The sequence below is a fragment of the Paenibacillus sp. Root444D2 genome (genome assembly GCF_001426375.1).
GTDB lineage: Bacteria > Bacillota > Bacilli > Paenibacillales > NBRC-103111 > Paenibacillus_E.
On the sequence record NZ_LMEO01000050.1, the window covers coordinates 533,215 to 559,208 of the forward strand.

Annotated in this window: 24 protein-coding genes; 9 read left to right on the forward strand and 15 right to left on the reverse strand. The window is 42.8% G+C overall.

Translation table 11 applies throughout. The features are described from left to right. Positions 1-162: 162 nt before the first annotated feature. From ASD40_RS29755 to ASD40_RS29770, 4 genes are all read right to left on the reverse strand, one after another. On the reverse strand, positions 163-1,383 hold the full coding sequence (locus tag ASD40_RS29755; protein WP_057306743.1) for a metallophosphoesterase: 1,221 nt from the start codon (positions 1,381-1,383) through the stop codon (positions 163-165). 304 nt (positions 1,384-1,687) lie between these two features. Next, the gene (locus ASD40_RS29760; protein ID WP_057306744.1) at positions 1,688-2,968 is read right to left on the reverse strand and encodes an L-cysteine desulfidase family protein; all 1,281 of its coding nucleotides are present in this window, start codon (positions 2,966-2,968) and stop codon (positions 1,688-1,690) included. Between the two features lie 158 nt (positions 2,969-3,126). Then, a complete protein-coding gene (locus ASD40_RS29765; protein ID WP_057306745.1) occupies positions 3,127-3,570 on the reverse strand; it encodes a carboxymuconolactone decarboxylase family protein in 444 nt (147 codons plus the stop codon). A 37-nt stretch (positions 3,571-3,607) separates the two neighbouring features. After that, positions 3,608-4,516, reverse strand: coding sequence for an RNA polymerase sigma-70 factor (locus ASD40_RS29770; protein WP_057306746.1), 909 nt, complete (start codon positions 4,514-4,516; stop codon positions 3,608-3,610). Between the two features lie 370 nt (positions 4,517-4,886). Between ASD40_RS29770 and ASD40_RS29775 the strand changes: the two genes are divergently transcribed. Continuing rightward, positions 4,887-5,084 carry a PspC domain-containing protein gene (locus ASD40_RS29775; protein ID WP_057306747.1) on the forward strand — a complete coding sequence of 66 codons (198 nt, stop codon included), beginning with the start codon at positions 4,887-4,889 and terminating at the stop codon, positions 5,082-5,084. Between the two features lie 60 nt (positions 5,085-5,144). Here the strand turns inward: ASD40_RS29775 and hutH are convergent, their stop codons facing one another. The 4 genes from hutH to ASD40_RS29795 form a co-directional block, all read right to left on the reverse strand. Next, positions 5,145-6,686, reverse strand: a complete 1,542-nt coding sequence (gene hutH / locus ASD40_RS29780; protein ID WP_156390251.1) for a histidine ammonia-lyase — start codon at positions 6,684-6,686, stop codon at positions 5,145-5,147. A gap of 152 nt (positions 6,687-6,838) precedes the next feature. Then, on the reverse strand, positions 6,839-7,300 hold the full coding sequence (gene hutP / locus ASD40_RS29785; RefSeq protein ID WP_057306748.1) for a hut operon transcriptional regulator HutP: 462 nt from the start codon (positions 7,298-7,300) through the stop codon (positions 6,839-6,841). Positions 7,301-7,597: 297 nt separating this feature from the next. Continuing rightward, the gene (locus tag ASD40_RS29790; RefSeq protein WP_057306749.1) at positions 7,598-9,001 is read right to left on the reverse strand and encodes an MFS transporter; all 1,404 of its coding nucleotides are present in this window, start codon (positions 8,999-9,001) and stop codon (positions 7,598-7,600) included. A gap of 184 nt (positions 9,002-9,185) precedes the next feature. Then, positions 9,186-9,767 carry a TetR/AcrR family transcriptional regulator gene (locus ASD40_RS29795; RefSeq protein ID WP_057306750.1) on the reverse strand — a complete coding sequence of 194 codons (582 nt, stop codon included), beginning with the start codon at positions 9,765-9,767 and terminating at the stop codon, positions 9,186-9,188. Positions 9,768-10,172: 405 nt separating this feature from the next. Between ASD40_RS29795 and ASD40_RS29800 the strand changes: the two genes are divergently transcribed. Further along, positions 10,173-11,609 carry a DHA2 family efflux MFS transporter permease subunit gene (locus ASD40_RS29800; protein ID WP_082562573.1) on the forward strand — a complete coding sequence of 479 codons (1,437 nt, stop codon included), beginning with the start codon at positions 10,173-10,175 and terminating at the stop codon, positions 11,607-11,609. A 285-nt stretch (positions 11,610-11,894) separates the two neighbouring features. Here ASD40_RS29800 and ASD40_RS29805 read toward each other — a convergent pair whose 3' ends face one another. The 4 genes from ASD40_RS29805 to ASD40_RS29820 form a co-directional block, all read right to left on the reverse strand. Further along, on the reverse strand, positions 11,895-13,142 hold the full coding sequence (locus ASD40_RS29805; RefSeq protein ID WP_057306752.1) for a DUF4153 domain-containing protein: 1,248 nt from the start codon (positions 13,140-13,142) through the stop codon (positions 11,895-11,897). 14 nt (positions 13,143-13,156) lie between these two features. Then, positions 13,157-13,369: a helix-turn-helix domain-containing protein gene (locus tag ASD40_RS29810; protein WP_057306753.1), complete on the reverse strand. Its 213-nt coding sequence runs from the start codon at positions 13,367-13,369 to the stop codon at positions 13,157-13,159. Between the two features lie 10 nt (positions 13,370-13,379). Beyond that, positions 13,380-13,862 carry a DUF2975 domain-containing protein gene (locus ASD40_RS29815; RefSeq protein ID WP_057306754.1) on the reverse strand — a complete coding sequence of 161 codons (483 nt, stop codon included), beginning with the start codon at positions 13,860-13,862 and terminating at the stop codon, positions 13,380-13,382. A 133-nt stretch (positions 13,863-13,995) separates the two neighbouring features. Then, positions 13,996-15,201, reverse strand: a complete 1,206-nt coding sequence (locus ASD40_RS29820; protein WP_057306755.1) for an MFS transporter — start codon at positions 15,199-15,201, stop codon at positions 13,996-13,998. Between the two features lie 221 nt (positions 15,202-15,422). Between ASD40_RS29820 and ASD40_RS29825 the strand changes: the two genes are divergently transcribed. Beyond that, positions 15,423-16,001, forward strand: coding sequence for a TetR/AcrR family transcriptional regulator (locus ASD40_RS29825; protein WP_057306756.1), 579 nt, complete (start codon positions 15,423-15,425; stop codon positions 15,999-16,001). A gap of 144 nt (positions 16,002-16,145) precedes the next feature. Here the strand turns inward: ASD40_RS29825 and ASD40_RS29830 are convergent, their stop codons facing one another. Continuing rightward, positions 16,146-17,552, reverse strand: a complete 1,407-nt coding sequence (locus ASD40_RS29830) for an ADP-ribosylglycohydrolase family protein (RefSeq protein ID WP_057306757.1) — start codon at positions 17,550-17,552, stop codon at positions 16,146-16,148. 83 nt (positions 17,553-17,635) lie between these two features. After that, the gene (locus ASD40_RS29835) at positions 17,636-18,490 is read right to left on the reverse strand and encodes an AraC family transcriptional regulator (RefSeq protein WP_057306758.1); all 855 of its coding nucleotides are present in this window, start codon (positions 18,488-18,490) and stop codon (positions 17,636-17,638) included. 599 nt (positions 18,491-19,089) lie between these two features. On the opposite strand from ASD40_RS29835, the gene ASD40_RS29840 reads away from it, so the two are divergent. The 4 genes from ASD40_RS29840 (at position 19,090) to ASD40_RS29855 (ending at position 22,751) form a co-directional block, all read left to right on the forward strand. After that, on the forward strand, positions 19,090-19,458 hold the full coding sequence (locus ASD40_RS29840; protein ID WP_057306759.1) for a hypothetical protein: 369 nt from the start codon (positions 19,090-19,092) through the stop codon (positions 19,456-19,458). 490 nt (positions 19,459-19,948) lie between these two features. Beyond that, the gene (locus tag ASD40_RS29845; protein ID WP_057306760.1) at positions 19,949-21,388 is read left to right on the forward strand and encodes a DUF7948 domain-containing protein; all 1,440 of its coding nucleotides are present in this window, start codon (positions 19,949-19,951) and stop codon (positions 21,386-21,388) included. Positions 21,389-21,604: 216 nt separating this feature from the next. Continuing rightward, complete coding sequence (locus ASD40_RS29850) at positions 21,605-22,006, forward strand: hypothetical protein (protein WP_057306761.1); 402 nt, start codon at positions 21,605-21,607, stop codon at positions 22,004-22,006. A 37-nt stretch (positions 22,007-22,043) separates the two neighbouring features. Next, on the forward strand, positions 22,044-22,751 hold the full coding sequence (locus ASD40_RS29855) for a glycosyltransferase (protein WP_235549435.1): 708 nt from the start codon (positions 22,044-22,046) through the stop codon (positions 22,749-22,751). 227 nt (positions 22,752-22,978) lie between these two features. Here ASD40_RS29855 and ASD40_RS29860 read toward each other — a convergent pair whose 3' ends face one another. Then, entirely contained in the window at positions 22,979-23,182 is a 204-nt protein-coding gene (locus tag ASD40_RS29860; protein ID WP_057306763.1) for a hypothetical protein, read from the reverse strand. Positions 23,183-23,581: 399 nt separating this feature from the next. Here ASD40_RS29860 and ASD40_RS29865 point away from each other — a divergent pair, with 399 nt between their 5' ends. Both ASD40_RS29865 and spoVB read left to right on the forward strand, forming a co-directional pair. Continuing rightward, on the forward strand, positions 23,582-23,938 hold the full coding sequence (locus ASD40_RS29865) for a group I truncated hemoglobin (RefSeq protein ID WP_057306764.1): 357 nt from the start codon (positions 23,582-23,584) through the stop codon (positions 23,936-23,938). 432 nt (positions 23,939-24,370) lie between these two features. Continuing rightward, positions 24,371-25,921, forward strand: coding sequence for a stage V sporulation protein B (spoVB, locus tag ASD40_RS29870; RefSeq protein WP_057306765.1), 1,551 nt, complete (start codon positions 24,371-24,373; stop codon positions 25,919-25,921). Positions 25,922-25,994 lie beyond the last annotated feature (73 nt).

Consider the following 25,994-nt stretch of genomic DNA (forward strand, 5'->3'; position numbering starts at 1 on the left):
ACCTAAGAGCCCCAATAAAAAAATGATAGGAATGATGCCAGGGTATACACGGAAGAGCTGTCCCGAGGGATAGCTCTTTGTTATGGTTGCACTTCGTGTTCAAGCAGACTCTCATACGTACTAGACTCAACGGATGTCTTGTGCGCTAGCCGCATCGCTTGGCTAAGACTTCATAATCTTTTCCTGCTTCTTATTTTCCGGGATCGGAGCAGGCTCTGAACTTTGGTCGTTCGCGGTAAGATCGATGCCGTAGTCCTTGGCGAACACCATAAAGGTATCAACAAGAACGTTCTCGGCGTGTTCGTCGAGCTGGAATACCCGGGCACCACGCAGACGATTCCGATCTGCGCCGGGCAAACCGTAAGCACCGAAGCCAGTGCTTCCGGCATAGCCCAGCAACACGCCGTAGTAGTTGCCGTGATACGTATTGACGTGATCATGGCCGCAAAAGATGCCTTTGACATCGCCTCTGGCCTGAATTGCTGAGAACATGCCACTATTGATCGGACCAGGGCATTCATCTTCATTCCGTTCCCCCACAATCTGGTGCTTGCCGACGGCCCTTGCATGGTCAGCCTCGGACCTTCCGTCCACGCTTGCGTACCACATGAATCGGTGCTCCCAGAGAGGGATATGAATGAACATAAGCGAAGGCACTTTATAACCCTGTTTCTCCTCCAGCTTTTTGGAGGTTTCGTAATACCACGCTACTTGATCGAACCGCAGCCAGTCCCAGACCGGATATCCTTCGAAGTCTTGCCCAGCTATCGTATGAGGCGCATACCTTCCACTATCCAGCAGCCAGAGGTTGAAGGCCGCCTTCGACCCTTTGGAGGACTGGATCAACAGATTGATATTCCCCGTCCCGGTAATCCCTCGTTCTCCGGGCTGGTTCACATTGTGTTTGTACGCCATATAAAATTGCAGCATATCCTCTTCGCCCAGACCAGCGCTCGGAGTCGAGTCTTCGTCGTGATTCCCGAAGGTTACAGCCCATTTGATTCCGCGCTGCTCCATTGGCTGGGCAATGTTGTTCATTGCCTGCTTCATCTCTATCGCCGTATTGCAGCCCGAGCTAATGTTGTCACCGTTAAGGACGACAAAATCCGGCTTTTCAGCGTCAAGCACTTTCTCCATCAGCTCCACAGTCCGCCGATCGATATGCTCGTCGTCCTGCATGTCGTTGAACTGGACAATTTTGAACTTTCCGTCGTTGTTGAATTGCAGCTTCACATTGTCGTTGGTTGCGGCTTGTACCTTTCCTCCGCCAAACAATTTGGCGGGAACACCCGCCGATCCGAGAGTGATCGCCAGCGCACCCGCTCCACCGACTTTAATAAAATCCCTCCTGCTCATGCTCTTACTTGTCTCATCAAGGCTCATCGAACAGATACCTCCTACTATTTATTGAGATAACCACACTTCCAATCTATCTAAAAAATGTGTGATGTGTATTAATTCGATCTAAAGGTTATGTAAATCTATTAATCCATGGCATTTAACTCGACTAATCAAGATGTACATGCCGCAGTTACATAGGTTCCGTAACCTGGACCCAAACCACAAACCAAATAAATTCTTTTGGTTTGTTGAGATTGGTTTTCTTCGCCGATACTCATCATGCCGCTAAACTACAAAAAGGCCACCGATGCACCGGCAGCCTTCCTTCATTTTTACTACAACAGTTCTATATGTCTTTATTCAACATCATTTCGAGAATAAGTTTATCAATCTCAGATGTTGCTTCATTACCTATACGGCAAAAGTTGTCGATCGTTTTCTCTGCTTCATTTTCGATAAATCCATTCGTCGAGGAAATAGTCATCCCTTTTGATGCGAGAAGCGCAGATTGTACCGCTGCACTCGTACAGGTCGCTACTTTCATAGCGCAGCCGCCTTTTGCTCCATCGCACATCATCCCGGATACATTACCGAGCATGTTTTGGATCGCCGCTTTAATCTCCGTTTTCCCTCCACCAAGCAGATAGGTAATGCCGCAGCTTGCACCCGTACCGGATACGGTGACCCCACATAATGCGGATAATCGCCCAAACTTGGACTTGATATGAATGGTGATTAAATGGCTTAGCGCAACGGCACGAATGAGTTTCTCCTCAGAGGCGCCAAGCTTTTCTGCCGCCGCTACAACAGGATTCGTCGCTGCAATGCCTTGGTTTCCGCTTCCCGAATTTGCCATAACCGGCATCGAGGATCCCGCCATGCGAGCATCCGATCCAGCTGCTGAAAGAGCCATAGCATGAGAGATTAAATCGTCGGACAGAATACCTTTTTGCACATTTTCTTTAATCGTTTTACCGACTTCGAGACCGTACGCATGTTCCAAACCATCTAATCCTGCTTTACGGTTTAGCTCAATACTTTGCTTGACCAAACCGAGGTCCGCAAGATCCACCGTGTTCACGAAATCCACAATCGAATCAATCGTTAGCTCGCTTCGATCTTCTTTGGAACTCTTAAAACTCGCGTTGGCACAGCCTCCCATGTCAACGATCTGCCCGTCTACTTCTATCAATGTTATATTCGTATGATTATCCGTAATAACAACCTTCGCGTACCTTTTCTCTGCTTCAATAATAACCTCAATATATAATTTCTTTGGTGTATCGGCGAGATGGACAACAGAAATCCCTCGTTCCACCATATTCTGCGCCACTGAAATATCTTCGGGCTTAATATCGGCAAGCACTTCTAGCTGCTTCTCCGCATTACCGGCAACTGCACCTAACGCAGCGACAAAATCGATCCCTGTCAGGCCAGTACCGGGTATACCAACTGCAAGTGCATTCTTGATTATACCTGCGCTTGCATAAACCGTAATTTTATCAATAGTGCCATCCACATAAGTCCTAGCCTTCGCCGCAGCTAAGGCAATCGCTACCGGCTCTGTGCAGCCAAGAGCAACAACGAGCTCGTTTTGCAGTATGCTAATGAATGTATTCGTCCTCATGATGACCTCCCCTAACACCGAAAGGCACCAAAAGACCTTCGAATGATTCTTAAAATATACTATAGTTGCTTCGCGTAGTTCAACTCGTACATTTTGAGAAAATTTGGCAGATAAAGAAAATCCGCCATTTAGGCGGATTTCATCGGACCATATTCTTTTTACTCGGCAGCAGGGAACATTCCGGTAGAAATGGCAATACGGTTCCAAGCATTAATCGTATTGATCGCCATGATAAGCGTCACATATTCCTTTTCATCAAAATGCTCCCGCACTTTCTCATAAACGGCTTGTGGTACACCATTCTCCGAGATTCGGGTCACGGTTTCTGTCAACTCCAGCAATGCTCTTTCTTTGTCGGAATAAAAGGGAGCTTCGCGCCATGCAGTGAGTAAATTAATCCTTTGCTGTGTTTCACCCATGTTCCGCAGATCCCTTGTATGCATGTCGATGCAATAAGCGCAACCGTTGATTTGTGACGCTCTTATTTTGATAAGCTCATATAACTTTGCATCTAAACCGCTTGTTTTAATAAAACCTTCCAGCTTCAGCATCGTTTGCAATGCTTCTGGATTTACTTTGTTATACGTTAATCTAACTTCCATTTGAATCTCCTCCGTAACGATTAATTTAGGTTTGCCTCTATAAGACAAATAAGTCCTGAAATTTGTGACAATTCAGCACGGAAGAAATATGTTGAAGTTTATCAGGATTCAAAATCTGAAAAACCTGATTGGCTTGCAACCGTTTCTCATCCATATCAAAACAAATAACCATGTCAGCGATTTGATCCTTTACGAGAACAAGTCCAGTTTGACCGTTGATGAGAATAGGCTTCCATTGCCCCTTCAGCGAGCCTTTTGCTGCAATACCTTCGAAGAGGCTCAGAATACGTTGCTTGCCGAATATGGTATTGAGAGCTGTTCGTCTTTTTCCACCGCCATCAGATATCAGCACGGCATCATCGGTTAGCAAGGAGACAAAATCTTTAAAGTTTCCCGTATGTACAGCATGCATAAATTTCTTTACAAGCGGCTCTGAATCCCCGATTCCTCCAACATTCCGCTCCTTTGCTTGGTTGACTTTCACTTTTGCTCGACTATAGATTTTACGGCAATTGATTTCAGTTTTATTTAGCATGTCTGCGACCTCTGCGTACTCATAGCCAAGCACTTCTCTTAGCACGAACACAGCTCTCTCCACAGATGATAATTCTTGCAGCAATACAAGGAAAGCATAAGAAATGGTTTCGTCTTGAACGATTTGTCCCATGGGATCATCGTTGTTTGCCATCATCAGCGGCTCGGGCAGCCAAGAACCAACGTAAATTTCTCTTTGCTTGCGAGCCGATTTCAAGTAATTCAGGCAGCGGTTGGTCATCATTTTGACTAAATAAGATTTCAGGTTGGTGATGTTATCCGAATCTAACGTTTGCAGGGAGGTAAACAGATCCTGCATCATATCTTCCGCGTCTGACACAGAGCCTAGCATCCGGTAAGCCACTGAGAATAGTAAATGCTTATACGTGCGATAAATCGTTTCGAAGTCCATAAACTAAATATCTCCAATCTTGTGTTAAAAAATGTATATCGCAAAAAAGCGTCCGGAAACGTCTCGACTTCCTTAGCATAGCGCGGTCCGTTCGTAAAATCTACCCTTTCGGCGCTGCCGCGTGCGGCAAACTGATTCACGGTAGAGGGGAAACGTTACATGCTTGTCACGTTCGGATGAGACAAGACTTTGTCTCACTCCCTAATCGATAAAGCCTGTACTCCCCTTAAGTAGTGGAGCTTCCCCGACTTTAGTACAGCTACCATAACCGTCGGCGGTCCGTTTTCGTAGAAGCTCAAAGAAGCTACAATAAAGACATAAGAACGAAGCAGACATACAAAATGCCTATATTTGAGAGGAGATTTATATAATGAACAAATTATTCAGATCCACTACAGACAGTAAATTAACCGGCCTTTGCGGAGGTATTGCAGAATGGCTCGGAGTTAATCCAACCATCATTCGCCTAATCGTAGTTTTTTCTGCTCTATGCAGCTTTGGAACCGTCACACTGCTTTACTTCATCGGCTCTATCCTTGTTCCGAAAATGCCTTATAGCCATATATAATACTAGAAAAGCAAAAAATCGAGCCCTATTAACGATAACGGGCTGGATTTTTTGCTTTAATTATTGAATAGTTGTTATCGGTGAAATTTCAACCCCAATATCTGTCCCTTGTAACATGGAAGTTATTTTTTTGATGTCGTAAGACAGCACTCTATCTTTTTCCAAGAACGGTACCTGTTCGCGGCACTTGGCATAAATCCACTTTGTCCCTTTGCCCAGATGCTCGGGATTACGATAATCAATAGCTTGAGAAGCACATAAAAGCTCAATAGCGATAACGGAGTAAGCATTTTCTACAATTTGCTTCGCTTTTCTGGCCCCGATCGTCCCCATACTTACGTGATCCTCTTGATTGCCTGAAGATGGAATGGAATCGACACTAGCTGGATGAGCCAAAGATTTATTTTCGGAAACCACCGAAGCAGCAGCATATTGGGCAATCATAAACCCGGATTGAAGACCTCCATGTTTTGTCAAAAAGGGAGGTAGATCACCATTTAACTGCGGATTGACTAAGCGCTCGATCCTTCTCTCGGAGATGTTGGCCAATTCTGACATACAGATGGATAAAAAGTCCATAGCTAATGCGATCGGTTGCCCATGAAAATTGCCGCCAGAAATTACCCTCTCTTGCTCCTCGAATATGAGTGGATTATCAGTAACTGAATTAATTTCCACCTCAATTTTTTCCAATACATAAGAAATCGCATCACGGCTTGCTCCATGAACCTGCGGTATGCAGCGAAGGGAGTACGCATCCTGCACTCTTAATTCTCCTTGATTTGTCATCAATTGGCTTCCCATTGTCAGTCTTTTCATATTTTCGGCAACCTGCAGTTGGCCTTTATGTGGTCTAATTTCATGCGTTTGCGCATCGAAAGCGTCCCTGATTCCCAATAATGCTTCACAACTCAGAGCTCCCGTCGCATCCGCCCATTTCGCCAAATTCAAAGCGTCATAACAGGCTATTGCCCCGACCGCGGTCATGACCTGGGTTCCATTTATTAACGCAAGTCCTTCTTTAGCTTCTAAAGATATCGGTTGAATGCCCGCCATTTTCATAGCCACTCCGCCATCTAGACGCCGACCTTTGTAAACCGCCTCACCTTCTCCAAATATGACTAAAGCTACATGCGACAATGGAGCCAAATCGCCACTGGCACCGAGCGAACCCTTCTCTGGTACGACCGGAACGACATCCTTATTCAGCATCTCGATCATCGTTTGGACAACCTCAAGCCGGATGCCCGAGTAACCTAACGAAAGCGATTTGATTCGAAGCAGCATAATCGCCCTAACGACTTCTACTGGCAATGCTTGCCCTATTCCGCAAGCATGACTGCGAATGAGATTTTCCTGGAGCTCTTTTGTATCTTCACTTGAAATATAAGTATCACTGAATTTACCAAATCCGGTGGTAAGTCCATAAACCGTTTTTTTCTCTCGAAGAAGCTTTTCCACATAACTTCTGCTGCGATTCATTTTTTCCACACTTGTATGGTTCAAAGCCACCTTAGCCTTGTTTCGAGAGACTTCAATTACATCTTTTAATGTTAGTGTTATTCCGCTACCTACTAGGATTTCTGTCTTCAATGTCTGCATCATGATCTCTCCTCGTATGAAAATATAAAAAAGGAGCCAATACCAAATAAGGTATCGGCTCCTAAATCACTAAAATTACTAATAGCCTGGTTTATTATTAAATTCACTTCCATTGTTTCATGTGCAAAGAATGGTCATTCATCACTAAATAGCTAAATATGATTAAATCCATAGCCAAAGGCTTCATGCTCAAAACCCTTTTTAGGAGCACCAATGGTTCCGTAAATAGATACCGCGATCCATTCACCGCTTTGCTCAGAAGATTCACCTAACTTACCGCGAACAATGGAGAATGTCAGCCCAACGGTCCGTAATATATCACCGAACTGTACCATTCCTCTGCCAACACCTTGAAGAGCTTCAATGATAGCGTGGTATAAAGCGTGCACTTCGTGATAAATATCTTTATTAATAATTAGATTGTTTTTAGCCGTCGTTTCTATGGCTGCGATAACTTTGTTTAAATCCATCGCTCCAACTTTACCTACAACGTATCGATAGCCTTTTTCTTTCAACTCATTTTCAACAGCTTCATTCCATGAATGATCCCTTAAAACGGCTAATAACATAGACAATTTACCGATTGGAAAAGATGTCTTTTCTGGACTCGTCATTGGATCGCCTCCTAAAGATCTTATTTTATACTTTTTGGATCCAAAGCATCGCTTTAATGCAATATTAGATAACGTTTACATTTGATGAATAAGCGTGGATGACAAACCTGATCTTTGATTGTCTGTTGCTTTTATTACAATAAAAAACAAAAAAAGATCGCGTTAAAAGTAAATAGATACTTACGTATCCTTATTACTTTAGCCCGGATCTTCTAAATAACTAATTGCTAAACGACTGAACTGTATAATGAAATATAACATGGGGATAAGTGGATGTCAACAAGAAGAGAATCTATATTAAGCAGCTTTAGAGGCTGGTTCTTTAACTGTACTACGCGCTGGGAGAAACCAGAGAAGCACAACAACAAGAGCCGCTGTAATAAATACAACTGAACCCATTATGGAAACAGAAATAGCATGTGCAAATTGTTGTTTTAATGGTAACTCTGATCGGTTTACGGTCTCAAAGACCGTAATAAGAATAGCTAAACCCATCGAACAACCCGTTTGTTGTGCGACATTGATAAGACCTGACGCGGCACCCGAATCACGTGAATCAACATCAGACAGACCAAAAGATGTTAATGGTTGAAATACCATCCCAGCGCCCATCCCCATGATGATCAACGGAACGAAGATTTGCGGAAAGAATTGTGAATCTACTGAGATTTGGCTCAACCAGCTCGTACCTATAATCGCAATGATCAAACCGGCAATTAGCACTTTTAAATTTCCAAACCGGGTTACCAACCAAGGCATAAGATACATCATCCCGAACTGCACACTCGTAAAAGGCAGAAATGCGAGCCCAGCTTCAAAAGAACTAAAACCAAGAACGTTTTGTAAAAATTGCGGGATAAAGAAAAACAATGAAAAATTACCACACAAAAACAGGAATCTTCCGAGATATGCCCCTGACCGCTGACGGCTCGAAAACAAACGAAGCGGTGTAATGGGTTGTTTCGCACGAGCTTCGATAAACACAAATGCCACTAACAATATAACACCAACAATAAGTGAAATTAATGTCTCTATATTACCCCAGCCATGAGCTGCCGCTTGTACAAAACCAAATACCAGTGCAGTAATTCCGATTACAGATGTCAATGCCCCCTTTATATCAAAGCGCCCCGAGTTTTTCTCCGTCTCCTTTAAATATCGTGGCACCATAATGAGCAGGGCAATTCCAATGGGTACGTTGATAAACATCCCTACGCGCCAAGAAATTAAGTCCGTCAGTACTCCGCCAAGGATGAGTCCAATACTGCCGCCTGCTCCTGATACAGCACTGTATATGGCGATCGCTTTCGTACGTTCTTTGGCTTCTACAAAGGTCACCGACAATAATGCGAGCGTAGATGGTGTTGCTATTGCTGCCGCAAGGCCTTGTAATGCACGAGTAATGATCAGAAATTCCGCTGATTGAGCTAATCCAACCATTATTGAGGCAAGCGTAAATAATGCAATACCAACACTAAACATTCTCCTTCTCCCCAAGATATCCCCCGCCCGGGCACCTAACAATAAGAAACCCCCAAAGGCCAAAATATATGCATTTTGTAACCATGTCAAACTGGTTGTCGATATATGAAGTGTACGACCGATTTCAGGCAGCGCCGTTACCATGATGGATGAATCGAGTACAACCATAAGTTGACATGCAATGATAATAGTTAAAATAATTTGTTTAGACTGGTGCATTCAGTTCGCCTCTCCTTCTCAAATGCTTGATTTGAACTATAGCACACAATATTTCTAAAGTAAACATTTTATATGTATTTTGTCTATTTTGTTTTTATTGTAAAATTTGTAGGAAGGACTTTTAGCATACAAAAAGACCTGCTTGATATTTCTCATCAGCAGGTCTTCACTTTATCCATATAGTTTATTGAGAACGAAGCAAAGTAAATTGTTTGGCAAGATAAAGCGGCGTATACGGCATATCCTTACGAAGCCAAGCTACGATTGTACCGATCAAGGCTGAAGATCCGTACCAAATGGCAATATCCTTTTGAATACCTACTGTAGAAAGGAAGGATTCGTTCCCCATTCTCTCTACTCTTGCGGTTACCAATTCCGTCAGCAGCTTTAACAACCGCTCCGTAAAGATCGGGGTACGTTTCGACGCGAGAATAACTTTATAAAATTTAGCATGTTCGGCAATATGTTCAAGCAAGTTCACAAGTAGCGGCCAATCCTCTTCTTCTGTGGAATTCTGATTCCCAGGCGCACAGTTCAAAATTCCATTAATGTCCCCGATCATATCATCCGCCATCTTCTCCAGCATATCCGGAATGTCCCGATAATGAAGATAAAAGGTAACTCGGTTGATGGTAGCGCGTTCTGCGATGCGATTTACCGAAATTTTCTCGATATCCATTTCCTGAAGCAATTCCACAAAAGCGTCTTTAAGCAATTGACGTGTGCGGAGTATGCGGGGATCGGTGCGGGATGTTCTATTATTCATATATCCCTTTCTTTTCCTTTATTTAGCAAGTTACATCTATTTTATATTATGTAAATTATATTACAAACTGTAAATTTAGTCCACGTTAGACCCATCCTCTTCCATGTCCCTCGGGATTGCTCCAAACGCGAAAAAAAGGGTTGAGCCGGTAAGCTACAATTTCCGGAATTTACGTCGTATTTTTTCAAGATAAACTACAAAAAAGATTTCCATGTATACTAAATTACACTTCGTCAAAGTTTGTCGCTTGTAAACAACATGTTTCTGGATATAATTTAATTTACAGTTTGTTTATTATATAACATATTGTAAATTTATTTGATAGACATGAAAGGATGAACTAAGTTGAGTAAAGGTTTAGAATCAAAAAGCAGTTCGATAAAAAAGGGACCGATCTTGTTCATTATGATTTTGGGTGCCTTTCTTGCGACGCTAAATCAAACGGTCATGAGCGTTGCCGTTCCGGAATTAATGGTTGATTTTAACATTTCGGCTGCAACTGCCCAGTGGCTGACAACAGGCTACATGTTGGTTAACGGTGTTCTGATTCCGATCACAGCGTTTTTAATGCAGCGGTTTACTACACGTGAGCTTTTTCAAACTTCGATGTGGATTTTCCTTGCCGGAACGATCATATCGGCCATCGCAACCGACTTTCCCGTTTTGCTGACTGGGCGTCTGATTCAGGCAGCCGGTGCCGGGATTATTATGCCGCTGCTCATGAATGTTATTTTAACGCTATTCCCTCCCAATAAGAGAGGAGCCGCCATGGGCTTGGTCGGGTTCGCCATTATTTTCGCACCTGCGATCGGACCTACTCTTGCCGGTTATATTCTGGAAAATTATCCTTGGGAGACCATGTTTTACGGCATGATTCCGTTTACTATCATTGTTATCATTTGCGGCTATGTTTATCTAAAAAACGTGTCGGAGCGAGTCTACGCCAAAATTGACCTTACCAGCGTCGCCCTTTCCACCGTCGGATTCGGTGTCCTGCTGTACGGCTTCAGCCGAGCCGGCAGCCAAGGATGGTCAAGTGCGGAGGTGCTTGTATCTATTATTGCGGGAATCCTTGCCCTCGTCTTGTTTACTTGGCGGCAAATCGTTTCTCAAAATCCGCTTCTCGATCTCCGAGCCTTCAAATACAACATGTTCTCCTTAACTACCATCATTAATATCGCAGTTACCATTGTGATGTATGCGGATATGATGCTGCTTCCGCTGTACCTTCAGAATGCCCGTGGCTTTACTGCTCTTGAGTCCGGCTTGCTGATGCTCCCCGGCTCGCTCCTGATGGGCTTCATGATGCCGATCACCGGGAGGCTGTTCGATCGGTTCGGCGCGAAATGGCTTTCCATCGTTGGAATGGCCATTACGATCGCCACTACCATTGGCTTTATTAACTTAACGGACTCAACCAGCTATACCTATTTGGTCCTCATGTCTACGGGGCGCCGCTTCGGCATGGCCATGCTCCTTATGCCTATTACCACAGCAGGTTTAAATCAGTTGCCAGCCAGACTTAATGCGCATGGTACAGCTATTTCCAATACCATCAAGCAAGTGGCCGGAGCCGTAGGTACTTCTTTGCTCGTGACCGTGATGACGAATCGTACCAAAACTCATCTTCAGGAAATAATGGCGACAGGCGGGGCAGATGGGGCAACGCAAAAGCACATGATTATGGAAGCATCCATTCAGGGTATTAATGATGCATATCTCGTTATTGTTGGGATCGGCCTCATCGGATTACTGCTTTCCTTCTTTATCAAACATGTTGCAGAAACCTCAGAGGAAAAGTCCAAAGTAAATGTGATAAAGGCAACTGTCAAAGAAGCCTAAAGAATTTTGAAATTGAAAATTAAGGAGAGAGAAATTGTAAAATCGGAATGGATAGTGCTGTTATCATCAGGTAAGTATTCGCTTCCCTGTGTACTTCGTCCGTAATCAGGTTAGTCTTCAGAAGACAGTAAGAGATCAACAACAAAGGAGCTTGCCGCGGCAAGCTCCTTTATCTGTTTATATAGAGGATTTCGAAAGATACTCACTCTTTATATACCTATAAGACCTTAATCTTCCTTCTTCTCTAACCCAAGCATCTATGGATTTTGGTCTTGTTGGACTATTCTAATAAAAAATTAAAGGAAAAGTAAAGGTAACGAAAGCTGCCCAAAGTCCGTAGACCGGCAAATACTTAGTGACGGCATCTTGGATGTTGGAAGGTCCGGTTTTGTTTTGTAGAAAACGCATATAGGCGATCATAATCCAAATTAGATTGGCCCAGATCAGTATGTTTACTCCTAGAACAGCAAGTCTGTTGGGAGTAATCCCATAAGAAGAAAGCCTGAACACGATGGCTGATAAAGCCACACTGTCAATGATAAGAGCAAGAACAATTAGGCCAAAATTTATAAAATCAGAAATGTTCTTTTTCTCGTCTGTGCCGCTTTCGGTAATGGAGAATATGGTGACAGCCAATACACTAAGGAGTATTCCGTTGAAGGATAGGAGGAAATTGCGGTCCAAGAATGGATTTTTCCCGACCCAAATAACCGTAATAAGATAGACCAACAATGTTGCCATTACAAGAGGACTAAAAATTTTGGCTATATATGGTGCTATATTTTTAGCAAGTTTAAGGTTCCTTGATACCAGGTATGTAGCCACAATAGCGAGAGCAGCAGCACCAAATAAAACGACATTTTTAAAATAGAATTCAGATATATCCATGCCGACAAATCTAAATAACTGCATAGTTAAACCTGTTAGCAGCATTCCGCTAATTGCCATGCTGGCGTAGAGTATGCAAAATTCCCCATTAAATTTAAGATAGGCTAATCTTATCCTGCCTCTGCCATATTCATTTCCTGTAAAGGCAAGCCCTACTAATACCCATAAGAATATGGGTAGGTGTATATAAGCTAGGATAATGCTATCTTTATGCTCTAATGGCAACATATTTAGAAAAAAACCGGAGATTAGAAATGACGATGCTAAGGTGTACAGAACCTTTTTTTTCGGGGTATTATTGGTTATAAAAAAGATAGCGATAAAGGGAAGGATTCCAAAAACAAGGTTAATTGGAGCTATTTCTTGCTGTTCGACAAAATGGAAAAGTATCCTTGTGCTAATCCCGGACAGAATTGCTAAAATCCCCATGGATAAGAAATCTTTCTGAAGCAAGGAAGCTTTTTCTGTATGTACCGTCTCCTTGAAATGCAATCTTTCATACCAAACGGCAAGAATCTTCGAATCTGGGTTCTGTTCCCAGGCGTAGGAGAATGATTTTTTAAAAGCTTCGGGTTCTTTTCTAAACATTTTTTCCAGCTCTCGAGGATTAGCCATATTTTCAATAATTAGATTGTTACTGTCCATGGTCATACCTCCCTCTAATATTCGTCACTTTTGTATTCTAAAATATCGCCAGGCTGACAGTCTAAAGCCTTACAAATCGCCTCTAAAGTGGATAATCGAATCGCTTTTGCCTTACCGTTTTTCAATATAGAAAGGTTAGCCATTGTGATTCCAACCCTCTCCGAAAGTTCTGTTACGCTCATTTTCCTTTTAGCCAACATCACATCAATATTGATTATAATTGCCATGTTATTCACCTCAGACCGTTAAGTCATTTTCTGATTTTATATCTATGGCATTTTTTAAAAGCCTTTGGAGAACAGCAGCAAAAACAGCAATCACCATGGAGGCAAAAATCATAACCAGTCCGATTACTATGATACCTGGGGCATCGTCTTTCTCCGCAATGAGATAAAAGAGCGGCATGCCTACAACATACAAGCTACTGATTGTGATTGCACAGTATTTTATATTCTTTAAAGCTCGTATAGATAATTCCGAGAAAGCTGTGTTCTTGTCAATATAGCTTAAAAGTTTAAAAGCTTGATACAGAGCAAAGTAAAAAGGTATCGCCGTTGCATACAAATCAATTAAAAAGAGATATTTTATATAAGCAATATCTGGATACAATTCTACAGCAAAATTCCCTATCTCAGGCACTAAAAATATGCACAAAGCAAGAACAGGAATTCCAATAAGAATAACAGCTATCTTTAAAAAGAGTGTTGTTCCTCGTTTCATAAAAAGCACCTCACTTATTTAATATTAAGTTGACTTTACCATACGATTTATCGTTTTACAATAAAATATTATTGTTTCAACTAACCTCACGTTTGACGAGGCTGCCCAACATTCCCGGCAGCCTCGTTTCCCGTTATTTGATTTCTTCGGTTTTGTTTTTTTCGGTAAGAAAGTAAAGCAAAGCTAAAAGAGGCAAGACGACTCCAATAATAGAGGCGAAATTCCAGCCCCCGTATGCATAAGACCAACCGCCCAAAGATGAACCAATGGCTCCGCCAACGAAGAAAATAGACATAAAAAGCCCGTTAAGACGGCCTCTTGCTTCTCTTCCCAATGAATAAATGACACGCTGTCCAAGTACAAGATTTCCCGACACGGCCATATCAAGTGTAATCGCGGAAAGAAAGAGCAGTATGAGAGCAAAAGTTGAATGGCTTTGAAATAGATAGATTAGCAAAAAAGACAAGACGGCAATGATCATGGCCAGCCCGGTTAACCATTTGCTCCATCCTTTATCCGCTAATCTCCCGGCAATCGGCGCAGCTACCGCACCACCCACACCTACTAAAGCAAACAATGCAATACCTTGTTGTGACATTCCGAAATCATTCGCTAATCTTAAAGGAACGACCGTCCAAAAAAGGCTAAAAGCTCCAAATAAACAAGCTTGATATAGGGCACGGCGTCGCAATGCAGGCGTTTGTTTTAAAAGGCTGCCTAAAGAGACAATTAGTTTACCGTAGGTTACCGAAGGGGTAGGCCTGCGCTCGGGAAGAATACGCGACAATAGAACCGTCAATAGCGTGACAACAATCGCCGACAAAACAAATACGGCTTGCCATCCCCAGATGCTCGTTAACAAGCTTGCCACCGGCCGTGCAAACATAATCCCGAGCAAGAGGCCGCTCATCACATTTCCGACTACTCGGCCGCGCTGCTCTTCAGACGCTAAATAGGTAGCATAAGGCACCAATATTTGGGCTACCACAGATCCAATTCCAATAAATAGAGACGCTGTCAAGAATAACGGCGCATTGGGGGCGAATGCGGCAGCTAGCAAGGCACCGACTGTAACCATTAGCGATACTACCGTGAGGCGCCGATTTTCAATAATGTCGCTGAGCGGTACGATAAACAGCAGCCCAACAACATAACCGATTTGTGTTAAAGTGACAATAAATCCTGCTGCTGTGGAAGAAATGCCCGTAGAGACACTGATAGGTCCTACAAGGGTTTGAGCATAATAAAGATTGGCAACGATAAGACCGCAAGCGGCTGCCAACAGAAACATCATCCAACCTGAAATCCGGTTGCCTTTCATCACTTGTTCACTTTGCATGATAATCCTCCTCGTAATTGAATTTCTTAGTGTTCTGCAGCACCTATCTTTTAAGCACTGTCAWTATAAAATAGATACTAGACGTATAGTTCAATAATTATAATTAAATAATATACTGAACGTATAGTTTTGTAAATGGATTTTATTTTTATTTAAAAATCAGTATACTAAACGTATAGTTTATATTTTCTAGTTTATTTATGCGAAAGGGGAGGATTCTGGTGCAGGGCAAAAGAGGACGGCCACGTAATGTTGAAACGCAAAACTCTATCCTTACCGCTTCCTATGATTTATTATTGGAAAATGGCTTTGGAGCAGTTACAGTAGAAAAAATTGCTGATCGTGCCAAGGTTAGCAAAGCTACGATTTATAAATGGTGGCCTAACAAGGCTGCTGTGGTGATGGATGGATTTCTATATGCTGCCTCGGCAAGACTGCCCGTGCCTGACACGGGAACAGTACTCGATGATATTCTGATTCATGCCACAAATTTAACCCGGTTTTTGGCAAGTCGGGAGGGTAAAATCATTACGGAGTTATTAGGCGAAGGGCAGTCTGATGCAGGATTGGCGGAGGCATATCGGACGCGATACTTCCAACCTCGCCGGCTTGAGGCAAGGCGTCTTATGGAACAGGGGGTTCAGCGCGGGGAATTGAAGAAAAATCTCGATATCGAATTAAGCACGGATCTCATTTACGGGCCGATTTTCTATCGCTTGCTGGTAACTGGTGAAAAATTGGACGATTCCTACGTGCAACATCTTGTAAATAATGTATTTGAAGGAATCCGCTTAATCTGAAGCCTCTCAGGGGAGCTGCCCAAATGCTTAAGGAGGCTGCCGATCCATTGATTTCGGGAGCCTTTCACTCCCCTTTAAAGTAGTGAATAGCTGGATAAGGTCTGGCAAATAAAAAAGACCAGCCCATTAGGCCAGTCTTAACATTTATGAAAGCTTCTTTCCAGCAGCATATTCGGTAGATATCTTCTTAAACACCTCATAGCTGCGCTTAGCGCAATCCGTAATCGCAATCGGATGAAATTCTGTCACTTCTGCGTATAACGTATCGTGAAGCGGCTCGGCCCAATAGGCCGGAAGCTTATCAGCCCCTAGCTTCGCGCCCATAATCGACCCAACAGTAGCTCCGTTGCAATCGGTATCCCAACCGCCTAGAACCGCTGTCGTAATAGCCATCTCAAAATCGTCCTTAGCAAAGATCAGCGACGCAGCAACTAAGGCTGCATTATTATTGGTATGGACATAATGATAGTGCTTGAACGCTTCCCAGATTCGATCAACTAAATCCAATTGGTCAGCAGCACTGCGCGCAATTTCTACGGCTTGTCGAATATCGTGAGCCAGTCGGCTATCTCTAGGAATTTCACTAAGTCCAATTTCTACAATACGTCCATTATCGGTTTCGTTAAAAGCCGCTGCAATCATGGCTGCCACAAACATTTCTCCATAAATACCGTTCTTCACATGGGAAAAGGAAGCGTCCCGCCAAGCTAATTCAGCTGCCAGTTCTGGATTTCCCGCCGCGCCGTAGGCAAAGCCATCGGCTCTGATTTGAGCTCCAATCCACTCCCGATACGGATTTAACCAGGTTCGCACCCATTCACTCTTCTGTGCCCAGTCCTCCGTTTTTTCACCTTGCATATGGGAGGTTACCTGAGCGAAATTCAAATAAGATTGCGTCTCAGCTGTACACACTTGCTGATAGCTCAGATACTTATGCCACAGCTTGCCAATATCCCAGCTATCAAAATCCAATCCTTTTTCCTCTAAAAGAATTAAGCCTAACACGGTATAACGAATATCATCGTCGGATTCCATAGACTGAATATGTTCTTTCCAGCTTTTCTGACACCAATCATTCACTTTCAAATCGTACTGGGCTGACGCCCGCGAACTCCCTGGGGTATATCCGCGAATGGGCCAAGCATCTGCCCCTTTGAACCAGAGCTCAATATTTTTCCAGCCCGCTCTTCCTCCGCTGCCATCCATAAATTGACGGTTCTCAAGCGGTTTCCCCAAGGCACACCCTATACTCCGGCCGAGCCACGCACCTTGAAATTGATTGAGCCATTCAGTTTCAGATTTATCCGTCGTTAGTTTTCGCGGTCCTTCTGGCCGCATGGCAAGTATACTAGGCAAATCTGAAGGCTCTCGATATGGGAAATCACCACTAATTTCAAGCTCCATCAACTGATGATATACCGCCATCAGCTTCGTTTCATCCTCTCCAGCTGTGGCCCATTTGTCATGAAACCCGCTTACATCGCAGCCTTCTTCTCCCCTTTGTATAATTTCCAAATGTACAATATCCTTTAATCGCTCCCAGCCAGCCATCGTAAAACCACCTTTAATGTAAGATTTTAAGCTGATTATACGGATTTAGCTCTAGCGAATCTTCTCAATTTCCTTCATAATTCTCAAAATAATTGCTTAACGCCAAATTGTTTACGGTATTCTTGAGGCGACATACCAACAACAGAGTTAAAGGCTCGATAGAAGGACGCCAAGCTCTGAAACCCGCTGGAAAAACTAATGTTTGCGATACTATCGAGGTTAGTGACAAGTTGTTTCCTTGCTTCGCTAATGCGCAGCTGTGTAATATAATTCAAAAAGCTGCTGCCTGTATGCTCCTTAAACAGGCGGCTTGTCCGCGCACTGCTCCAGCCTAGATGAGCAGCAACATCTGTAAGCTGAAGAGGCTCAAGAAACCGTTCTTTGACAAATATCATCATTTCTTTGATCTCACGCTGTGACTTGGACATCTTTAGCCATTGCTCGTTGCTAAAAGCAGTCCTGTAATGGCGAAGCAGTGTAACACCCAGCTCCAGCAATTTACAGCGGGAAATCGTAATATAACCCTCAGCTTTCGCGTTCAGCTCCTCATAAATCTGTTGAATTAATGACCCTATTTTTTGGGCAAGCGTTGTCCCAGCTGCTATATGATTCTCAAATCTCTCAGAACGATAAGCAAATGGCAGCAATAATTTTTCATCTTCTTCAAGGAAGAGACTAGGATCAAAATTAACAAAAATATATCGGCTCGGATCATGCTGAGCGGATTGTGCAATATGCAGCTCCGTATTATTGACAATAAATACATCACCTTTGCTAACCTTATACTGCTTATTTTCAAAAACAAATTGCCCTTTGCCTTCCAAGCAATAGCCCATTTCCAAGCTGGAATGAAAATGAAGAGGCTGCAGATACGGTTTGGGACACCAAAGATAAGCATTAATTGGAATTAGATTGTTATATTCTATTTTCTGCTTCATTTAGTTTCAGTCCACCTTCGAAATTATGATAGCTATATTTTACCATTAGCAAAAACTGTTTAGTCTAACTTTACAAGAGCTAAATTTCCCCTCAAACAGCAAAAGCGCCCTGTAGTTCCCTCACCCTCGCTGTAATGACACTTTTTGCTAGAATAGCGGGTTGACGTCCCCTTATCTCCGCGTGAGGCAGCTGGGATAACTCCTCGATCGCTCCACAACAGTATAGGCAAGCTAAATGTGCTTATTGCCGCCAACTTTGCGGTATTTAGCGAGATAAGACCACAGTGCGTGCTTATCTGCTGCATTTCCTAACTTACTAGACTCAAGAACGCACAATAAGCACTCGTACCTTGCTAATGCCTCCATTGCCACAGCCATTTGAACAAATAAGCACGTTCAGCTATCTTATTCTCAGCGAATGCATCGACTACACCCACGAGAGGATCGAATTTCATGGCGAATCCGTAACTCTTGACATATACTAATTTGACCAATAATCATCATGTTAGAAATGAGGGATCACCATAATTAAACTGGACGATACCATTAAGCGAAAAATAAAAGGGAAGAAACGGATTGGCTCTGGTGGAACGCGAATTGTGTACGATTTAGGTAACGGTTATGTTATAAAGATTGCCAAATCGAAAAAAGGGATTAATTGTAACCGTATTGAAGTAAATATTTATTATTCCTTATTGGAACCGATTAAAAAATATGTAGCTAAGATTAAAGAGTACCATAAAGAATATCACTGGATTGCCATGAAAAAATATGATCGTAAATTCCCAGTTTCTTCAAACTATAAACTAAAACTTATGAAATTGGTAAAAACGTTTCGGGCAAATGGAATTATTCCTTCGAAAGGGATACGTCACTATAATAAACCATATGCACCGAACATCCGGTTAAGGCGGGGTGGCCAGATCGTGATCATTGATTATGGAGGGTTTAAATATGCCCGTAAATAAAAAAATATCAGCGGGTCTGGATCAATCTTGTACCATGCATCTGCGAAAATACTGGTAAACGAAATCCCTCGGAAACTCGCAAAGGAAACAAATCTCTCCGATCGGCACTTCTTGAAGCTTCACAATCCGTATGCAGATCTGACAATTATCTCGGAGCTCTTTACATGCTAATCGCAGCACGTAACAGTAACAATCGCTGCTCCCGACGCCTTATAATAACTCGATCATATTAAAATACTAGACGCAGCCTTTTGAAAAACGTCATAGCTGCGCCTAGTTTCTTATTGCCATTTTCAGTTCTCTGCTATGTGAGATTTTCAGGAAGTTATCTATTTCCGTAGATAATGACCTTCGTCACCACTTTTTCTGTCTACATGCCTATTTATTTATATTAAGGATGCATACCCAATCAAGTAATTATAGACATACGTATCTATGTATCAGTGTAAATGAACTCATGGCATGAGTCAGAAAGGGGAAAAAAGATCCCATGCAGCCTGAGGAAGAGACGAAACAGAGAATATTGGAGACTTGTGGGCTTCCTATAGTGTTTGTTCCCAATGGTGCATTGCTGAATGAAGCGGTTCGGTTCTATGCGGAAGATAGAGAATTTTGCTATACCTTTGGTCAGGAACAAGTAGGGATGACCTTCTTTGAGTTGGATCCTAAACTATCGTTTATTCATAAACCTAGTCTGGCTATGCGTTTTTTGAATGCCCGTTCAGACGTGACACCTGAAGGAACATCACCTGAAACAAGACGCGGTAGTGATCCTAATGAACTTTACTCGAATCTCCCCATCTATCGGGAAGTCATCTACCGGCAGATGTGGCCTAGCATTGATGTGGTATTTCAAGGACACGAAGGGAATATGAAATATGATGTGATGCTGCAGCCGGGTGCCCGGATGGAGGATATTCGGTTCATCTTTGAGGGGGCAGACGAGATCCGGATCGATGATGCCGGTAATTTGTTGATCATTACCCCCTTCGGGACGTTCATGGACCTCAAACCGGTGGGTTATCAGAAAAAGGATCACATCCAAAACCCAGTCGGTTACCAGTTTGTAATTAGAGCCGAAGCGGATGGAAGCCAAAGCGTTGGATTTGAGATGACCGAAGGCTATCATACAGGTTATTCCTTGGTGGGTAACGCAGACGCGACTGAAGACATTAATTCCTCCAATTTCCCCACCGAGCCCGGTACCTTTCCTACTACTTTAGGCGGTATTCAAGAAGAATTTATTACAATACGGAGAATTACCTGCCCTGTAATGCAAGGACCAACGGAACTTCTAGGGGAACCCGGACCTCTCAGTTTACCAGAACCTCAAATAACCCAAGGAATGGAAGACAACGCAGGGCCTCCTGAATCGCAAGGATTACAATGTGAGCCTGGACCTTTCGGGTCGCCTGGTTCTCGAGCGCATAAAAAACGAAAGCGAATAAGTAAAACGAATAAAATAACATGCACCCAATCCCTGAGAACGGATATTGTTTCATTAGACAAACATATAAAAAAAATGATTCAAGGAAAAAACATTATCGGTTTAGGTTCAAGACGAGTTGTATATGATCTGGGTAATGGTTACGTTCTAAAGGTAGCCAAGTCCAAATATGGGGTAAAAAGTAACAAGAAAGAAGTAACGATATGCATGACATCTCCAACCGATATAAAAAAACATCTTGGCCACATCCTAAAGCACGATGATAGATACAATTGGATAATAATGAAAAACTATAAAACAAATTTCCGGAGAAATAAGGAAAACATGAAAAAATTCTTGGATATGAAAGGGAAGTTTAGGAAAAATCGAATAATTCCTTATGAGATTTCAGGTCGTGATGGACCCAATTATCAGAACCTGCGTCTAAATTCTGACGGGGAGATCATTGTGATTGACTATGGAAATTTTAAGTATCAATATTAATTGTTGCTTATTTACAAAATATAGCGTTTTGTTCAACTGACAGGAGCGATTGTTGAAATATATACCAGTCAATGTCACCACACCCATCCGCAGTGCTTACAAAATTTTTCCTTCGTCACCACTTTAACGAGGCCTATTTGTGGTAGATTTTGTAACTTATTAGCGCTGTTGAATAGAATAACAAGACACCTTTTGACGGGAGGGGAACATTGTTACATGAAGAAGATTAATAAAATGAAAGTTATCGGGGTAGGTAAGTGGCGAGTAGCATATGATTTGGGTAATCGCCGTGTAATAAAAGTTGCTAAATCAAAAAATGGGAGATCAAGCAACAAGCAAGAAGTAATTGTATATAAATCAGCTCCATCTAGGATCAAAAAACACCTTGGAACAATTACAACTTATGGGTATGGCTATCACATTTTAGTAATGAAAAAGTACAAAAGGATGTTTCCCAGATCCAAGAAATATAAGAGAAAACTAATCGCTTTGAGAAGGAAATTCATGAGGAATGGAATCATTCCTCATGATCTTAATTCTAATAACATACGTTTAAAAAATGATGGACGAATCGTTTTTATTGATTATGGGAATTTTCAAAAACACCGCAAAAAGTGATATGCACACGTATTTTTACATTCTGGGAGGAGATATCGTGAGCCAAAGAAAGCGGGGAATATCGATCATCACGTGTACGAATAGGCCAAGTTTTATTGGTAATGTTTTATCAAATTATAAAAGACAGCGTTACCCGATAAAAGAATTAATTATCGTATTAAATAAAAGCGGTATGAAATTATCCAAGTACCGAAAAAAAACAAAGGACCATAAACATGTTTCCGTTTACAAGAGGCCGGAAAAAGTCTCTTTGGGTGAGTGTCTAAATTACGCAATAAAACGGACGAAGCACCCCTATATTGCAAAATTCGATGATGATGACTACTACTCCAAATATTATTTGACTGAGCAGATAAAGGCGATGCGTCGTACGAAAGCGCACGTTGTGGGAAAAAGAGCTTATCTGGCTTTTATCAAAAGGAAAAATCTGCTCATCCTCCACTCAGCCAAAAAACAGCATAAATACGTAAAATGGGTGACTGGTGGAACCATTTTTTTTAAAAGGCGTGTTTTTAATAAAGTCCGATTTCCAAACGTTTCACTAAACGAAGATGTGATCTTTGCAAAGAGATGCAGGATTAATCATTTTAAAGTGTACTCCTCAAGTCCTTACAATTATGTAATGATCCGCAGAAAAAACAAAAAAGGCCACACATGGAAAGCTAGTGACGACCATCTTCTTTCAAGAAGCAAAATAGTTGCAAAAACCAGGGATTTCCGAAAAAGGGTCACCCGAGCAAAATAAGATATTTCAAATCAATCTAACACATGCACCAAATTCCCCACATTCCATGACGACAATACCCTTTATTTCAGCGCTCCACCCTTTTGAAAAAATGAATAACAAGGAGCAGTTGCTACCGTAGAACTGCTCCTTGTTTTGTTCAACTAACTTAAATAAAATAATTATTTATTAGCTGTTCTGTTGACATCCTCAATGATATTAGTTCGTTAAGGGCTTTCTTTAGCATGTCATTTTTTCCCTTCATGATAGTTTTCCCATAATGGGCCGATGTATTTTTCTAATGTTTTAACAATACCATCTCTTTGGCTTTCTTTGACATTTCCAATGTCATTTGCAATATCATTTCTAACTCGTATGAGCACAAATAAAGGTGGTAAGTCAGTCTCACGGAAAGCCTTAATCATGGATTCTTCTTGTGGTGTAATATCCATAAAGCATTCTCTTCCTTTCCAGTTTGAATGGAAATCCTGTTATCTCCATAACTTCCCCAAATCTTCAGTTGCATCCTCTCCTTCTGCTTGACATAATCTTATTTTAAACCCTGACGTAAGTGTTAGGGTCAAGCGAAAATAAGTGATGATCCAATGTTAAATGTTCCATTTCACGGTGCCAAATCTGATCGGGACCATGGACCATGTTCTTCTCTCTCGTTGGGAATGGGATGAAGTATTCGTTGAAAATAAAGTTCCTGACTCGTCTCAAAGTCAATCGGCGTAATGCCTTCCGCTTTCCACACCGTGCCTCTTTGCGTATGATATGAAACTGGCAATCTGAATGGACATGCTATTTATGGGTATAATTAGATAAAATCAATTTTAGAGGAGATGCATATGAGCACATTATATGAGAAGTTTGGCGGCGAGGAGACAATTGCTAAAGTGGTGGACTACTTCTATGATTTAGTTTTAGCAGATGAGACAGTTAAACACTTTTTTGAACATACAGATATGGAAAAACAACGAAAACATCAAACGAAATTTATAAGCTATGCGTTAGGTGGACCTAACCAGTACTCTGGCGGTGCTATGTCAAAAGTACACGAAGGAATGGATTTGCAACCTCCCCACTTCGATGCTATTGTTAAACATCTTCATACTGCTCTAGTACATTTTGGTGTAAGTGAAGTTGATATTAGTAAGGCATTAGATAAAGTAGAGTCCTTGCGAGGAGATATCCTTTATAAATAAAATGGATGGGAAAGGGTTCGCCGCTGATGAAGAAATAGTGTTGAACGTCGGAAGTATCGGGCAGCCATTTGATGGGTTTACTCTGGCCTCCTATTCAGGCAAAAGTTCAATGCAGTGCCAGCAACGGATTTAAATTCTGAGTTGTAAAAATAGCCCCTGGTGAAGGAAATTAACACCAAGGGCTTATACCGCCGTTCTATCTATAACATAATCCGACCATTCCTTATGAAAGAAAGGATCGGCTGCTGAATCGCGAAACCTAATTTTTGATTCATATGGCTCCCTCCCGACTTAGTTTAATCCAAAAAACTAAAGCCTCCGCGCCGCTATGCGCCATCACATGTCCAAAAATGACATCAACACCGGCTTGTTCGCATGCTTTTCCAATTTTTGAATACATTTAAGTATTCGATAAACAGGAGGACACAAGTCATGTCACAACACGGGCAATCGTTCATGAGAGGTACGCTGGTCTTGTCTGTCGCTGCTTTCATCAACCGTATTCTCGGTTTTATCAGCGGCATGTATATCGCTCGCGTACTGGGCGCAGAGGGAATCGGCATCTTGATGATGGCGCATCCGCTCGTCCCGCTCGTCATTACGATTACGGAGCTTGGATTGCCGGTGGCAATCTCAAAGTTGGTCGCAGAGGCCCACGCTCGCGGCGAACGGATGAAAGTGAGGCGCATCCTGCATGTCTCGCTCGCTGTCACAGGTGTCTTGAGCGTAGCGCTCACGACCATATCGTTACTTGGATCTGAGTGGATCGCATCCATTCTGCTAAGCGACCAACGCGCTTATTACGCGATGCTGGCGATTACACCGATCGCGCCGATCGTCGCTGTCTCCGCCGTATTAAAGGGATACTTCCGCGGCATGCAGCAGATGAAGACCATAGCTGCTTCCGATGTGCTGGAGTATACGGTGCAAATTGCCTGTGTACTTACGCTGGTCCACCTGATGCTGCCTTACGGCGTCGCTTATGCGGCTGCCGGAGCAATGGCTGCCTCAGTTGTCAGCGAAGCTGTCAGCCTCCTATTCCTGGTGGCAAGCTACAAGCTATACGGTGAATCGAAGATACCGGGCGAAACTTGGGCAAGCCACTTGAAACAAGGAAGAAGTACACTCGGCGAGCTGCTGCAGATCGGACTGCCGACGACCGTGCACGGTGTCATTCATTCGTTATACAGCACCTTCCAGCCGCTTCTTATTACAACCAGCCTGGCGCTGGCCGGCATCGGCACGGCGTTAGCCACGAAACAATTCGGCCAGCTGGCCGGCTATGCGTTTCCGTTGCTGTTCATGCCAAGTTTTATCACGCAGTCATTGTCCACCGCTCTCATTCCTGCGATTGGCGAGGCAGCGGCGAACAAGAACAGTCTGCTCATACATGAGCGGATGAATCAGGCTATGATCTTGGGACTCCTGATCGGCGCGCCGGCGACCGTTATCCTGTACGAGTGGGCAACTCCACTAACGGCACTTGTCTATAATGCGCCGGAAGCAGGATTACTTCTGAAAATACTGGCGCCGATGTTTTTCCTGCATTATTTCGACGCTCCGCTTCATGCGATTCTACTCGGGCTCGGCCGTGCGAAAGCTACGCTGTGGAATTACGTAATAGCCACCATATTCAAGGGTATCTCGATCTTCGTGTTCGGCAGCCATTTTGGTATTATTGGCGTTGCGTACGGCATCGGTATCGGCATTGTGATGCAAACACTGCTGAACTTCTATTCCATCTCAAGCTCGATCGGATTTTATTGGAGTATTCGTCCTTATGTCAAGGTTGGGATCTGCATGATGCTGATGGTGATATGCGGACACTGGACCTATAACTATGTTGCCAGCCATGGTATGCCGCAGTTATGGTGCGTAATCACTTCAATCGTCTGTTCCTTGTTTCTCTATTTCGCCGCACTCGTATTGACGGGTACGTTGAATTGGAAAAGTAGTCGTTACAGATTTTCGATTCCATGGTAAGTTTACTTGAAAAGAAAAAAGCAGCCATGATCGGCTGCTTTTTCGCTGTCGGTTTATAGCGTAGAAATACCCA

Coding starts and splice junctions, on each gene's coding strand:
- ASD40_RS29755 (WP_057306743.1), bottom strand. CDS start 1,383: ATGAGCCTTGATGAGACAAGTAAGAGCATGAGCAGGAGGGATTTTATT.
- ASD40_RS29760 (WP_057306744.1), bottom strand. CDS start 2,968: ATGAGGACGAATACATTCATTAGCATACTGCAAAACGAGCTCGTTGTT.
- ASD40_RS29765 (WP_057306745.1), bottom strand. CDS start 3,570: ATGGAAGTTAGATTAACGTATAACAAAGTAAATCCAGAAGCATTGCAA.
- ASD40_RS29770 (WP_057306746.1), bottom strand. CDS start 4,516: ATGGACTTCGAAACGATTTATCGCACGTATAAGCATTTACTATTCTCA.
- ASD40_RS29775 (WP_057306747.1), top strand. CDS start 4,887: ATGAACAAATTATTCAGATCCACTACAGACAGTAAATTAACCGGCCTT.
- hutH (WP_156390251.1), bottom strand. CDS start 6,686: ATGCAGACATTGAAGACAGAAATCCTAGTAGGTAGCGGAATAACACTA.
- hutP (WP_057306748.1), bottom strand. CDS start 7,300: ATGACGAGTCCAGAAAAGACATCTTTTCCAATCGGTAAATTGTCTATG.
- ASD40_RS29790 (WP_057306749.1), bottom strand. CDS start 9,001: ATGCACCAGTCTAAACAAATTATTTTAACTATTATCATTGCATGTCAA.
- ASD40_RS29795 (WP_057306750.1), bottom strand. CDS start 9,767: ATGAATAATAGAACATCCCGCACCGATCCCCGCATACTCCGCACACGT.
- ASD40_RS29800 (WP_082562573.1), top strand. CDS start 10,173: ATGATTTTGGGTGCCTTTCTTGCGACGCTAAATCAAACGGTCATGAGC.
- ASD40_RS29805 (WP_057306752.1), bottom strand. CDS start 13,142: ATGGACAGTAACAATCTAATTATTGAAAATATGGCTAATCCTCGAGAG.
- ASD40_RS29810 (WP_057306753.1), bottom strand. CDS start 13,369: ATGGCAATTATAATCAATATTGATGTGATGTTGGCTAAAAGGAAAATG.
- ASD40_RS29815 (WP_057306754.1), bottom strand. CDS start 13,862: ATGAAACGAGGAACAACACTCTTTTTAAAGATAGCTGTTATTCTTATT.
- ASD40_RS29820 (WP_057306755.1), bottom strand. CDS start 15,201: ATGCAAAGTGAACAAGTGATGAAAGGCAACCGGATTTCAGGTTGGATG.
- ASD40_RS29830 (WP_057306757.1), bottom strand. CDS start 17,552: ATGGCTGGCTGGGAGCGATTAAAGGATATTGTACATTTGGAAATTATA.
- ASD40_RS29835 (WP_057306758.1), bottom strand. CDS start 18,490: ATGAAGCAGAAAATAGAATATAACAATCTAATTCCAATTAATGCTTAT.
- ASD40_RS29845 (WP_057306760.1), top strand. CDS start 19,949: ATGCAGCCTGAGGAAGAGACGAAACAGAGAATATTGGAGACTTGTGGG.
- ASD40_RS29850 (WP_057306761.1), top strand. CDS start 21,605: ATGAAGAAGATTAATAAAATGAAAGTTATCGGGGTAGGTAAGTGGCGA.
- ASD40_RS29860 (WP_057306763.1), bottom strand. CDS start 23,182: ATGGATATTACACCACAAGAAGAATCCATGATTAAGGCTTTCCGTGAG.
- ASD40_RS29865 (WP_057306764.1), top strand. CDS start 23,582: ATGAGCACATTATATGAGAAGTTTGGCGGCGAGGAGACAATTGCTAAA.
- spoVB (WP_057306765.1), top strand. CDS start 24,371: ATGTCACAACACGGGCAATCGTTCATGAGAGGTACGCTGGTCTTGTCT.